Origin of the sequence: Vibrio sp. 1151_11 (assembly GCF_029478525.1) — a bacterium.
GTDB classification, from domain to species: Bacteria; Pseudomonadota; Gammaproteobacteria; order Enterobacterales; family Vibrionaceae; genus Vibrio; species Vibrio anguillarum.
The window spans coordinates 1-12301 of the sequence record NZ_SHMN01000025.1 but is presented as its reverse complement, the minus strand read 5'-3'; the positions used below and the strand labels follow the sequence as shown (position 1 = coordinate 12301).

At 41.9% G+C, this 12301-nt stretch carries 10 protein-coding genes and 1 other annotated feature; of the genes, 4 read left to right on the top strand and 6 right to left on the bottom strand.

Annotation, left to right across the window (positions count from 1 at the left end):
* Positions 1 to 6: 6 nt before the first annotated feature.
* A complete protein-coding gene (gene trpR / locus EXZ60_RS15705) occupies positions 7 to 306 on the top strand; it encodes a trp operon repressor (RefSeq protein WP_013857539.1) in 300 nt (99 codons plus the stop codon).
* Between the two features lie 24 nt (positions 307 to 330).
* Here trpR and yjjX read toward each other — a convergent pair whose 3' ends face one another.
* The 6 genes from yjjX to bamD form a co-directional block, all read right to left on the bottom strand.
* Positions 331 to 858, bottom strand: coding sequence for an inosine/xanthosine triphosphatase (yjjX, locus tag EXZ60_RS15700; protein ID WP_017047886.1), 528 nt, complete (start codon positions 856 to 858; stop codon positions 331 to 333).
* Positions 830 to 3181 carry an EAL domain-containing protein gene (locus tag EXZ60_RS15695; RefSeq protein WP_277435938.1) on the bottom strand — a complete coding sequence of 784 codons (2352 nt, stop codon included), beginning with the start codon at positions 3179 to 3181 and terminating at the stop codon, positions 830 to 832. The genes yjjX and EXZ60_RS15695 overlap by 29 nt, the downstream gene beginning before the upstream one ends.
* Positions 3165 to 4211, bottom strand: coding sequence for a spermidine/putrescine ABC transporter substrate-binding protein (locus EXZ60_RS15690; protein WP_064624520.1), 1047 nt, complete (start codon positions 4209 to 4211; stop codon positions 3165 to 3167). The genes EXZ60_RS15695 and EXZ60_RS15690 overlap by 17 nt, the downstream gene beginning before the upstream one ends.
* A gap of 215 nt (positions 4212 to 4426) precedes the next feature.
* The gene (pheA, locus tag EXZ60_RS15685) at positions 4427 to 5605 is read right to left on the bottom strand and encodes a prephenate dehydratase (protein ID WP_026028348.1); all 1179 of its coding nucleotides are present in this window, start codon (positions 5603 to 5605) and stop codon (positions 4427 to 4429) included.
* 12 nt (positions 5606 to 5617) lie between these two features.
* Positions 5618 to 5737, bottom strand: a sequence feature (Phe leader region).
* Between the two features lie 108 nt (positions 5738 to 5845).
* Entirely contained in the window at positions 5846 to 6172 is a 327-nt protein-coding gene (raiA, locus tag EXZ60_RS15680; protein ID WP_026027341.1) for a ribosome-associated translation inhibitor RaiA, read from the bottom strand.
* 448 nt (positions 6173 to 6620) lie between these two features.
* Positions 6621 to 7346 (bottom strand): outer membrane protein assembly factor BamD, encoded by a 726-nt coding sequence (gene bamD, locus EXZ60_RS15675; RefSeq protein ID WP_013857531.1) that lies wholly within the window; start codon positions 7344 to 7346, stop codon positions 6621 to 6623.
* A gap of 155 nt (positions 7347 to 7501) precedes the next feature.
* On the opposite strand from bamD, the gene rluD reads away from it, so the two are divergent.
* The 3 genes from rluD to clpB all read left to right on the top strand — a co-directional run bounded on the left by rluD (position 7502) and on the right by clpB (position 11885).
* Positions 7502 to 8476: a 23S rRNA pseudouridine(1911/1915/1917) synthase RluD gene (gene rluD, locus EXZ60_RS15670; RefSeq protein ID WP_013857530.1), complete on the top strand. Its 975-nt coding sequence runs from the start codon at positions 7502 to 7504 to the stop codon at positions 8474 to 8476.
* On the top strand, positions 8476 to 9201 hold the full coding sequence (gene pgeF, locus EXZ60_RS15665; protein ID WP_094150769.1) for a peptidoglycan editing factor PgeF: 726 nt from the start codon (positions 8476 to 8478) through the stop codon (positions 9199 to 9201). Before rluD ends, pgeF begins: the two co-directional genes overlap by 1 nt.
* A 107-nt stretch (positions 9202 to 9308) precedes the next feature.
* Positions 9309 to 11885, top strand: a complete 2577-nt coding sequence (clpB, locus tag EXZ60_RS15660; protein WP_026027339.1) for an ATP-dependent chaperone ClpB — start codon at positions 9309 to 9311, stop codon at positions 11883 to 11885.
* The last annotated feature ends 416 nt before the right edge of the window (positions 11886 to 12301 follow it).

Here is a 12301-nt window from a genome sequence, read left to right as displayed (position 1 = left end):
ACATTCATGCCACACCAACCTGAGTACACTGATTGGCAGCAGCTAATGGAATTGGTTAAATCAGCCACAGAGCAAGAGCAGCACGCAATGCTACTCACCATGATGATGACCCCAGATGAGCGAGATGCGCTCGTGGCGCGTGCGAACATCTTATGTGAGCTACTTAAAGGGGAGTTATCACAGCGGCAGATTAGCCAATTGCTCGGAGTAGGAATTGCGACCATTACGCGTGGCTCAAATGAGCTCAAAAGTAAATCAGAACAAGAAAAGTCGCAATTAGCCGCTCTGCTACTCAAGGTGTCTTAAGGGTTCCTTGAGTTTGCCAACCTTTTATAAATTAGCAGGGAAATGCTCTGGGTTGATAAAAGGGATTAACGCGAGGATCAATGCTTGATGGTAGACCGAGCTGCGAGTGAGTTGGTTATGAGTGAGTAGGCTGATCGCACCGCCTTTCTGTTTGATATTTTGGCAGTCAAACAGTTTATCCATCACATCGCCTAGCTCATTTTCATGGCTTAACAGCTTCAATACTTGAGGTGGTAGCATTAAGCTGGCTGAACGCGATTCTCCTCTATGAGTGGCGGATTCAATCACCATCCATGCAAAAGTCACTGTATTCTCAATGCCCGCTTCTAACCCGACGTAATAATCTGCCGTGGGATCTTGCTCTTTCGCATTTCGTACTCGGTTAAGTGCGCCTTGATGGGTTTCTTCATCTGTCATCGGTTGCTCCGCGACACCACTGGGCACTCTCACCCCTTTAAATGAGAAAGTATCCTGCGGAAAGGTACTTTCAAATGCACTTTTGACTGCATTGATTTTGGCCGGGTTAAGAGAGGCAATGATCACATTTTTCATAAACAGCGTTTAACTCTTTTTGTTGTTGATACCATGAAACCAACGCATTTAATGGCATTGGTTTGGCAAAATAATAGCCTTGCATGAAATCACATTGGTAATCAGCAAGCCAATTATGCATCTCTTTACTTTCAATCCCTTCAGCTGTGACTTGCATTGATTGAGAGTGGCAAAGTTCGATCAAAGGCTTAATGATCTTGTGATTGTCAGTGGTGATGAGTGTATCTAAAAAAAGCCGATCGAACTTAATTTTTTGTACTGGATATTGCACCAATTGAGTAATGGAGGTGTAACCAGAACCGAAATCATCAATCGCCAATCCGTAGCCTAAATGCGATAGTTCGTGAAGCAGTGGAAAACCTTTTGAATTGGCAGAAAAAGTTTCTGTAATTTCAAAATCAATCAAATGGGGAGGAACTGCATTCTCCTGCGCATGTTTATGAATGTAATGAGCTAACTGTAAAGAGTTTAATTCTGCTGATGAAAGGTTAATCGATAACTGAACAGGGTGTTCAAACATCGCTTGCAGTGCATGGAACTCCTCGAAAGCTGAACGGACGACCCAGCGATCAATGTTGCCAAATAACCCGGTTTGTTCGGCTATCGGAATAAATTCTTTTGGTGAAATCGTACCGAGCAGGTTGGATTCCCAACGAAGTAAAACTTCAAATCCTGAGACTGTATTGCCAGCACGATTTAAATAAGGTTGATAGACCAAGCTAAATTCCTGATCAAAATCACCTCGGCGTAATGCTTGCTCAATATTGGCTCTGCGCTGAACACCCTTATTGAGCTCTGGCGAGTAGTAAGCTATTTGGTTCTTCCCAGCATTTTTTGCTTGATACATGGCCGTATCAGCATTAGATAATAATTTTTCTAAGGTATAGCCATCGGTTGGGTAGGTGGCTATGCCGATACTTGCTGTGATTGGGAAGTTCCCGAGTGGTGAATTGTGCTGATTTTGTAGTGGAGCCAGTAACTGGCTTGCAAATTCGCTTGCGGTTTGTTTAAAAGTACTAGGGGCAGAGATAAAAATTGAGAACTCATCCCCAGAGAGTCGAGCAGCTAAACTTTTAACTTGATACTTTTCAAAGGAAAAGTTGCGCAATGAGCCGATATGTTGTGCAAAATTGACTAACAATACATCACCAATCTGATGTCCATATTTATCATTGACGTATTTGAAATTATCTAAATCAATATACAAAACCCAGATGTTATCTGTGTGTCTTGCTTTTGCTAGCACTCTTTCTACCGATTGTTGAAAGTGGTGGCGATTGGCAAGTTTTGTTAAGTGGTCGTACTCGGCAAGTGCTTTTGTTTTCTTATATGTGGTATCAAGCTCCTGATACATATCGTAAAAACGAGAGGATAGCCGGCCAATTTCATCGTTACTCTTGAGAGTTTCGATATTGTCACGCTGCTTATTCTCTACTTCTTTCAATTGTTGATCTAATTGGGATATGGGCTTGATTACATGCCGGTATAATAAATACAAAAGCAGCAACACAGTCACTAGAGTCGATATTCCAAACGACAACGCTAACCGTTTTTTAATGGCATAAAGTTTGTCGTTAATTAGATACTGTGCAGGATCAAGCGTGGCATAAAGATCTGATTTTAATTCAACAGTTTGCGTTAATCCTACCTTTTTAATATCCGCTGCGTCAGTGAAAAAAATGGTACTTCGGTTATCAAATTCTATTTTCTTCATCAGTCGATTAAAGGGTTCTAGTACGACGAAAACAACAACAAAGAAAATTTTATCGCGGTTATAGCTAAGCGGTGTCGTAAGTGTTTGAGTATCTAAAACATCATACCGAACTAGAATACCTTCACCGCTGGAATTTGTCGTATAGTCAACATAAGAGGTTTTCTGTGTGTTATCGAAAGTGTCTTGTATGTGGTTGAGAATTTTTGTATCGATTTTAGCGAAGGGGTCACCACTATTTTCGGCATAATAAAGAACATTTTTGCTGCCATCCAAAATCGATAACGCAATGAAATTATTTTCTTGTGATTGGAGAATCTCCAATGTTTGCTGAAAGTTATCAACCAGTTCTAACTCTCGATAAGGGTTGCGCTCATGTGCAACGTAATGACGAATGATATCGCTTTTCGTTAGGGTGTAAGCGTAGCTATTCACCAGGTATTGGGTTTGACGAAAGTGACCCGCGAGTTTTTCCATACTCAGTTGAAGATAGCTTTCTTCTCTTTTCAGCAAAGCATCTTTCTGATTGGAGTAGATAATGTAACTAGATGCCACTGCACTGAGAAGAATAACCGGTGTTATCAGCAACAGAATTCTATTGTTGAGCTTCATGTTGTTCCAAAATACTGTTAATGATTTTTGCTCTCAAACTAATATCGGCAGGGAGCAATTCGCTATCAATAATGCCTTGTTCTAACAAAGCTGGGTTTGGAAATAATGATGCATCATTTCGGTAACTATCTGGCATTAAATTTAGGGCACTTAAGTTTGGTGTCGCAGCTTTAATATCTTTTGCATTTATTGCGGCAACTTCTGGGCTCAATAAGTGGTTTATAAACTCTTTTGCATGCTCTTTATTTTTTGAATTGCTGTTGATGGCTAAACAATCCACCCAAATATAGGGTCGGCCTTGCGGGGTGACAAAATCCCAATCATTGCTGCCAAAATACTTATTCAATGAAAATTGGTCACCGCTGTATGCGAGTGCCATATCTAAGCCATCACTGTCAGGATGGCTTCGGACGTAACTCAATATATATTCATAGGTTAAGATGTTGTGATTCACGGATAGCATCTTTTGATAAGCCTGTTTCAGTGCATTATCGTTATTTGTAATTGGCGATTGTTGTTGGGCATACAATGCTGGCAGCAGGGTTTCAACTGTATCGTGAAGCATCCCCACATGGCCTTGGAGTGCTGGTGGCATGTCGATGAGATCAGCCCAGTTTTTGGGTTTGGCTGGAAATTTACTTTTTTTGTAGACGATGCCTACGGTTCCCCAAAAGTAGGGAACGGCGTGGCTACCGCACGCTTGATTCCATTTCGTATCATTATGCTTTCTATTGGGCAGAGCACTCAGATCTTCAAAGGTGTTGAGCCGAGAGTAGATAAGAGCTGATACGTTATCTAACACTACAATATCAAAAGGCAGCTGGACACTTTTGACCATCAATAGACTGCGTTCATCGTCATTATCAAAATGATATAGATTAATATCGATGCCGCTACTTTGCCGCCATTGATCAACGATTTGCGGTGATATAGTGTCTTCCCACAAATAAATATTGAGCTCTGAGCTTCGAATGTGCGCTGAAATGCCTAGCAGAAATAGCATTAAAGCCAAAGGATGGATTTTCATCATGATATAAGTAGATGAACCTTATTTATTGGAAAAGGGCATCGTTCACAATGAAAGTGTCACAGATATCTTATGACGTGCGGAATATATTCCGTGAATTCAAAGTAGGCTGACAGCCCAAAACATAGTGATTAATTATGTGTGAAATGATTGGGCATTATATGAACTATGTTGATGGCTGTCAGCTGACTTCTGTCAAATATTTGACTTAAATGTGATTATTGAAGTTTTACTTGGGTCGGTTTAACATTTTCGCTTGGGTAGCAACCTAATACTTTTAAATGCTTAGTGATTTTTGTTAGCTCATTCAATGCTTGCTGCATTTCAATGGAATCAAGATGAGATTCAAGATCAACATAGAACATTTCTTCCCAAGGATTACCCATAATAGGTCTCGATTCCAATTTGGTCATATTGATGCCGTAGCGTTGCAGCACTAACAAGCTTTCAACAAGTGAACCAGCTTGTTGCGATGTCGACATGATTAATGTCGTCTTCGCTGGAATTTGAGTAGAGACTTCCACGGGTTTTCGCGCAACAACAATAAAGCGAGTCTGGTTTTCTGTTTGATTGGCGATATTAGATTTGATCGATTGTAAGCCGTACAGTTTACCGCTGGAAGCATTGCCAATTGCGGCAACATCGTTGCGATTAAGCTGCTGTACTTTTTGCATCGCATCAGCGGTGCTCGCACAGGTTTCAAGTGTAACGCCTTTTAGGCGGCTTAAAAATTCGCTGCACTGCTGGTGGGGCTGTGGGTGTGAATAAAGGATTTTAAGCTCTTCCAAACGTAATTCAGAGGTGGCGACCAAGCAGTGCTCAATCGGTAAAGTGAGCTCACCGACAATGTACAAGGTAGTATGTTGCAGCAAATCATACACCTCGTTAATTGAACCTGAACTGGTATTTTCAATCGGCAATACCCCATAGTCAGCATGACCTGATTCAACTGTTTTAGTGACTTCTTTAAACTGATCGCAATTGAGTTCGATCAACTCTGTATTTTTACGACTGAAGTACTCACGGGTTGCAAGATGGGAGTAAGAACCTTTAGCACCTAAAAAAGCAACTCTTGCCAGCGGTTTACGGCTCAGTTGCGGATTGGCTAGATTCTGCAAGTATGCTTGCTGTAGCAAGACGGAGTCTTCAATGATGGTATGAAATAGTTTAGTAATGTACTGAGCATCTAAATTGTATTTTTCTTTACCAGTATTAATCAATTTGACTAAAAGTTGCTGTTCACGTATTGCATCTCTCACTGGTTTTGCGGTTTCCACTTTGCTTTTAGCGACTTCAATGCTGAACTTTCGACGTTCTGCCAGTAGGTTTAGCAGTTGATCATCAAGCTCGTTCAGTCGCAAGCGGATCTCTTCAAGTGAATAGTGCTTTTCAGTCATAAAAATGTCCTTGTAAAAAAGCCTCCCAGTGGGAGGCTTCCTGTTCGTTTTTGACTTATCTTCTGTCAACGACCATGCCTCCAAGGTTATTGGAGAAAAAAGAAGTCAAAAAAGAACAGTGAGGTTAAGTGCATAAGAAGATGATTTCTCTTTGAATGTAAAGACACAATAAGCAAGCAACCGTAGAGCGTCAAGCAAAAAAATAGCGCTTGAAAGCGCTATTTTTCATCATATTAAACTTTATTCAACTTCTTCTTCTACTTCCGGTTTGTCGGTACGACGAGCTTCCGGTTTATGGCGCAGTTTGTTGAGTTGGCGTTCTAATTTTTGTTCTACCTCATTGATAGCTGCGTAAAGATCTTCGTGGGTTGCAGAAGCGACTAATTGTCCTTTGGGTACCGTGATAATAGCTTCGAATCTTTTTTGTTTATTAGGCTCTTCACTAAAGCTAGCTTGGCATCCTATGATATCCACTTGCCATTTTTCTAGTTTTTTAAATTTGCTCTCAATGTGAGTGCGGATTGCAGAGGTGATGTCGATATTTTTACCAGTGATAGTTACTTTCATAGATGTTTTCCTCTGTTGCATCCCTCATGGGTTAACTTCAGATTACTGATTTAATACTAAAGTAATGTGATCCAGATCACTTTATTGGATGTGATTTCAAAGGGCGAGTTTAAACGTGATCTCACGCAAAGAGTGCTGACAAAGAGTAAAGAAAAAGCTTGTGATTCCTATCAATCTGGATAGATTGGTTAAAAGATTAAGCTAAGAATTTCCCATTTTTAGGGTGTTTTTGCGGCCTAAAAAGAGCGCTGATCATTTCTTATTCAAGTGTTTTTTGTGATTTTTATTCTAACGATGTTTTGAACACCTCCCTTTTTATTTCAGTTTTCCCTGCACCACTCATTTTCCAGCCGTCTTTTGCTGGCGTGTTATTATTCCCATCGACTCCAAATAAAAAAACCACTCAAAGCGTGAGTGGTTTTCATGGCGTACCTAAGCTTATTGCAAACTATTGTGGATTGAGTGCAATTAACTTTTGAGTTCTGGCAATGGCATCGTTCAGTTTGAGCTGTTTATACGCTTCCAACTGAATGTGTAATGATTTGCGAGCCGCTTCAGTGTCTGGATACGTTTTTTGTAGCTCCTGAGCACGGTTGATGGCCGCAATCCAAGATTCACGGCGTAAGTAAAAATCAGCTGTGGCAAGGTCATATTCAGCCAGCCTATTTTTTAACGCGAATAAGCGTTTATGAGCATCTTCTGCATAAGGGCTTGTTGGGTAGCGTTGCAGCAGTTTCTTAAAATCAGCAAACGCAGCTTTTACCGGTTCTGGATCACGATCCGCGCGATCGACATTAAATAGGTCATGCATGAAGTTGCGATCTTGCGCCATATGCGTCAAACCACGCATGTAGAGTACCCAATCCATTTTTTCATGGGTTGGATTCAAACGGGTAAAGCGTTCAATGGTCGCTAAACCTAACGCAAGATCATCGTTTTTGTAGTAAGCGTAAATAAGGTCAAGTTGAACTTGTTCTGAATACGCGCCGAAGGGATAACGTGAATCTAACGCCTCAAGTTTTTGAATGGCCGTTAACCAGTTACCACTTTGCAGTGAGGTTTGTGCTTCTGAGTATAATTCAGAAGGCGGCACATCAGGGACAATCTCTTCGCTGCTTGAACAGCCAAATAACAGTGATAATGCGAGTAAGCCTGATAAAGTGTGGTGTTTCATGACAGGAGTCGTTTCCTTGAATTAATGCTTCTTAATTGAGTGCGTAATCGCTTTACAAATCGTTTCGTTACTTTCTTAGCAGTAACAGATACAATGACGCCATATTTTATCCATACTAGACGCTATTAGTCTCACGGTTTTTAAAAAAGTTCGATATGGCTCAGCAGATTGAATTAACAAATACAGTAAAAGATAGCCAGTTAGGTCAACGTTTAGACCAAGCTGTCGCTGAATTATTCGCAGATTTCTCTCGTTCACGTCTAAAAGAGTGGCTTTTAGAAGGCAAAGTTCAGGTCAATGGTGAGGTGATCACTAAACCAAGAACGAAAGTCATGGGGGGAGAAATCATTACGGTCCAAGCCGAGCTTGAAGATGAAGAGCGTTGGGAAGCGCAAGATATACCTTTAAATATCGTGTATGAAGATGACGATATTATGGTCATCAACAAACCACGAGATTTTGTCGTTCATCCAGGCGCGGGTACTCCAGATGGCACAGTGTTAAATGCACTGTTGTTCCACTATCCAGCTATTGCAGAAGTACCTCGTGCGGGGATTGTGCATCGTTTGGATAAAGATACGACTGGTCTAATGGTGGTCGCTAAAACGGTTCCTGCACAAACACACTTAGTTCGAGCGTTGCAAAAGCGTAAGATTACGCGTGAATATGAAGCGATTGTGATCGGTACTATGACTGCTGGTGGGATGATCGATAAGCCGATTGGCCGCCACTCAACAAAACGTACATTGATGGCGGTAAGCCCGATGGGTAAACCAGCGGTAACTCACTATCGTGTGGCCGAGCATTTCCGTGAACATACTCGCCTTCGGTTGCGTTTAGAAACGGGCCGTACTCACCAAATTCGTGTGCATATGTCATATTTACAGCATCCTTTGCTTGGGGATACCGCCTATGGTGGCCGCGCTAGGATTCCGAAAGGGGCAACGCAAGAGCTGACCGATATGATCCGTGGTTTTGATCGTCAGGCTTTGCATGCCGTTATGCTTCGACTTGAGCATCCTGTGACTGGTGAAATGCTAGAATTTCATGCGCCAGTACCTGACGATATGATCATTATGGCGGAAGCTTTACGCGTAGATACTAAGTTGAATAAAAAAGACGAGTTCTAATGCAGAAGATCATCCCTAACTGGAATGCACCTAAACATGTAAAAGCTTTCTCCTCGACTAGAGTCGGTGGCTTTTCGTTAGCTCCTTATCAAGGGCTGAATTTAGGCATGCATGTTGGGGATGATCCTTTATCCGTTGAAAAAAATCGCCAATGGCTAACGCAGCAAGCGGCGATGCCCTCTGAACCTATTTGGCTTGAACAAACGCATTCAACACAAGTGCTAGAGGTTACTCAACCTACTCAGCAGATTCTGAGTGCCGATGGTGTTTTTACCCATCAGCATAATGTGGTTTGTTCTGTAATGACCGCTGATTGCTTACCTGTTCTACTCACTAATCACCAAGGCAGCGAAGTGGCTGCAGTTCATGCTGGTTGGCGCGGTTTAGCTAATGGGATACTCGAAAATACGCTCGCCAAATTTTCTAGTGATATCCTTGCTTGGCTCGGTCCTGCTATCGGTCCTACGGCATTTGAAGTCGGTGATGATGTATACCATGCCTTTGTTGATCAAAATACCAAAGCAAAGGTCGCATTTTCTCTTCAAGAGAATGGAAAATGGCTAGCAAATATTGCACAGTTAGCCACGTTAAGGTTGCATCAATGCGGTGTTTCAGAAATATCAGATAGCGGCCTTTGTACCTTCCATAATCCTCATCAGTTTTATTCCTATCGACGCGACGGAATCACAGGTCGCCAAGCTTCATTTATTTGGATCGAAGAGTAACTTACGCAAGATCAATCTTCCCTAACTTGCCCCTTGAAAAAGCACTAGTGCGTAGCCATCTTTAGCTACGTAAGATTAGTTTCTCAATTAAGGTGAGGAAAGTTGGTATGCGTCTTGATCGATTTACAAGCAAATTTCAAATTGCCATTTCTGATGCTCAATCATTGGCATTAGGCCGTGATCATCAATATATCGAGCCTGTTCATTTGATGGTGGCATTGCTCGATCAAAATGGCAGTCCAATTCGTCCACTTCTTACTATGTTAAGTGTGGACGTTATGCAATTGCGCTCGAAGCTCAGTGAGATATTAGACCGTTTGCCAAAAGTTAGCGGTATCGGTGGTGATGTTCAGCTTTCTAGCGCAATGGGTACTATGTTCAATTTGTGCGATAAACTCGCGCAAAAACGGCAAGATTCCTACATTTCTTCGGAAGTATTTTTGCTAGCCGCACTAGAAGATAAGGGCGCGCTTGGTCAATTACTCAAAGAAATAGGGCTTACCGAGAAAAAAGTTTCTGAAGCAATAGAAAAAGTGCGTGGAGGTCAGAAAGTGAATGATCCAAATGCAGAAGAGCTAAGACAAGCGCTTGAGAAATTCACAATAGATCTAACTGAACGAGCGGAACAAGGCAAACTTGATCCTGTCATCGGGCGTGATGATGAAATTCGTCGCACCATTCAAGTATTGCAACGCCGGACCAAAAACAACCCCGTGATTATTGGTGAGCCCGGTGTAGGTAAAACGGCGATTGTGGAAGGGTTAGCGCAGCGCATTATTAATAATGAAGTGCCAGAAGGTCTACGTGGTCGTCGAGTATTGTCATTAGACATGGGGTCTTTGGTTGCAGGGGCTAAGTATCGTGGTGAATTTGAAGAACGCTTAAAATCGGTGCTTAACGAGCTAGCGAAAGAAGAGGGTAATGTCATCCTCTTTATTGATGAGTTGCACACTATGGTCGGTGCAGGTCGAGGCGAAGGCGCAATGGATGCGGGGAATATGCTTAAGCCCGCTCTGGCTCGAGGAGATCTACACTGCGTCGGTGCGACCACTTTAGACGAATATCGTCAATATATAGAGAAAGATCCGGCACTTGAGCGACGTTTCCAAAAGGTACTGGTTGATGAACCTAGCGTAGAAGACACAGTAGCTATTTTGCGTGGTTTGAAAGAGCGCTATGAGCTCCATCACCATGTGGAGATCACCGATCCCGCTATTGTTGCTGCTGCGAGTCTATCGCACCGTTATATTTCTGATCGCCAGTTGCCCGATAAAGCGATTGACTTGATCGATGAAGCCGCTTCAAGTATTCGAATGCAAATAGATTCAAAGCCAGAATCTTTAGATAAGCTTGAGCGCAAAATTATTCAGCTGAAAATTGAGCAACAAGCGCTAACGAATGAACACGATGAAGCGAGTGAAAAACGCTTACAGGTGTTAAACGAAGAGTTAAAAGTGAAAGAGCGCGAGTTTGCCGAGTTGGAAGAAGTTTGGAATGCGGAAAAAGCAGCGCTTTCGGGTACTCAGCATATTAAGTCCGAATTAGAGCAAGCGCGTATGGATATGGATTTCGCACGTAGAGCGGGTGACTTGAACCGTATGTCAGAACTTCAATATGGCCGAATTCCTGAACTTGAAAAGCAGCTCGACCTTGCAACTCAAGCTGAAATGCAAGAGATGACTTTACTGCGCAACAAAGTAACTGATGTAGAAATTGCGGAAGTGCTTTCAAAGCAAACTGGTATTCCAGTTTCTAAAATGCTGGAAGCTGAGAAAGAAAAACTGCTGCAAATGGAGGATGCGCTGCATCAACGAGTTATCGGACAAGTTGAAGCCGTCGAAGTGGTATCAAATGCGATTCGCCGTAGCCGAGCTGGGTTATCTGATCCAAATAGACCGATTGGTTCCTTCTTATTCTTAGGGCCAACTGGTGTGGGTAAAACTGAATTGTGTAAAACACTCGCAAACTTTATGTTTGATAGTGAAGATGCCATGGTGCGAATCGACATGTCTGAGTTTATGGAAAAACACTCAGTAGCGCGATTAGTCGGCGCGCCTCCAGGTTATGTGGGCTACGAAGAGGGTGGTTACTTGACCGAGGCTATTCGTCGTAAACCGTACTCGGTTATCTTGTTGGATGAAGTTGAGAAAGCACACCCTGATGTCTTTAATATCCTACTACAGGTATTAGATGATGGGCGCTTAACTGATGGACAAGGACGCACAGTTGATTTTCGTAATACAGTGGTAATTATGACCTCAAACTTAGGGTCTTCGCAAATTCAAGAAAAATTCGCAAGCTTGGATTATGAAGGCATTAAAAAAGAGGTAATGGAGATTGTAGGTAAACATTTTAGACCAGAGTTCTTAAACCGAGTGGATGAAAGTGTAGTATTCCATCCGTTGGCGCAAGAACAAATTAAATCGATCGCTTCTATTCAATTAGCCCGTCTTGGTAAACGAATGGAAGAGAAAGGTTATCAGCTTGAGGTATCTGAAAAAGCGTTAGAGCTGATTTCTCAAGTTGGGTTTGATCCTGTTTACGGAGCAAGACCATTGAAACGCGCTATTCAACAAAGCGTTGAAAATCCATTAGCGAAAGAAATCTTGGCAGGAAGAATCCTACCGGATAAAAAAGTTAAGCTAGTTGTTAGCAATGACCAAATTATTGCTCATCAAGACTAAACATTTACATTCAAAAGGGCCAGAAATGGCCCTTTTTGTTTGAAAATCACTCTCATTGGTTCTTTTGTGAGCTGTCAGTTCGTTTTTATGAGAAAGTTTCATTTTAGGACTTGTGTCCTTCTCTAAACTACCTATAATGCGCCTCGTTGTCAGGGCAGTGCTAGTTACTTCTGCTGATAACAGATGGACACTTGTTTAAAAGAAATAATCGATAAAGTGTTTGACACTTAAGGTTATATCGCTAGAATGTTCGTCCGCTTTGAATGCTTTTAGATAAGCATCCAAGCAAGCTCTTTAACAATATAAACCTATCAATCTGTGTGGGCACTCGTTGATGATAATCAAAAAAGATTTATCAATGAACTGAGTGACCAATCAGAATCAAGTTTACTTGATTTTGGCACAGTCAATTCATT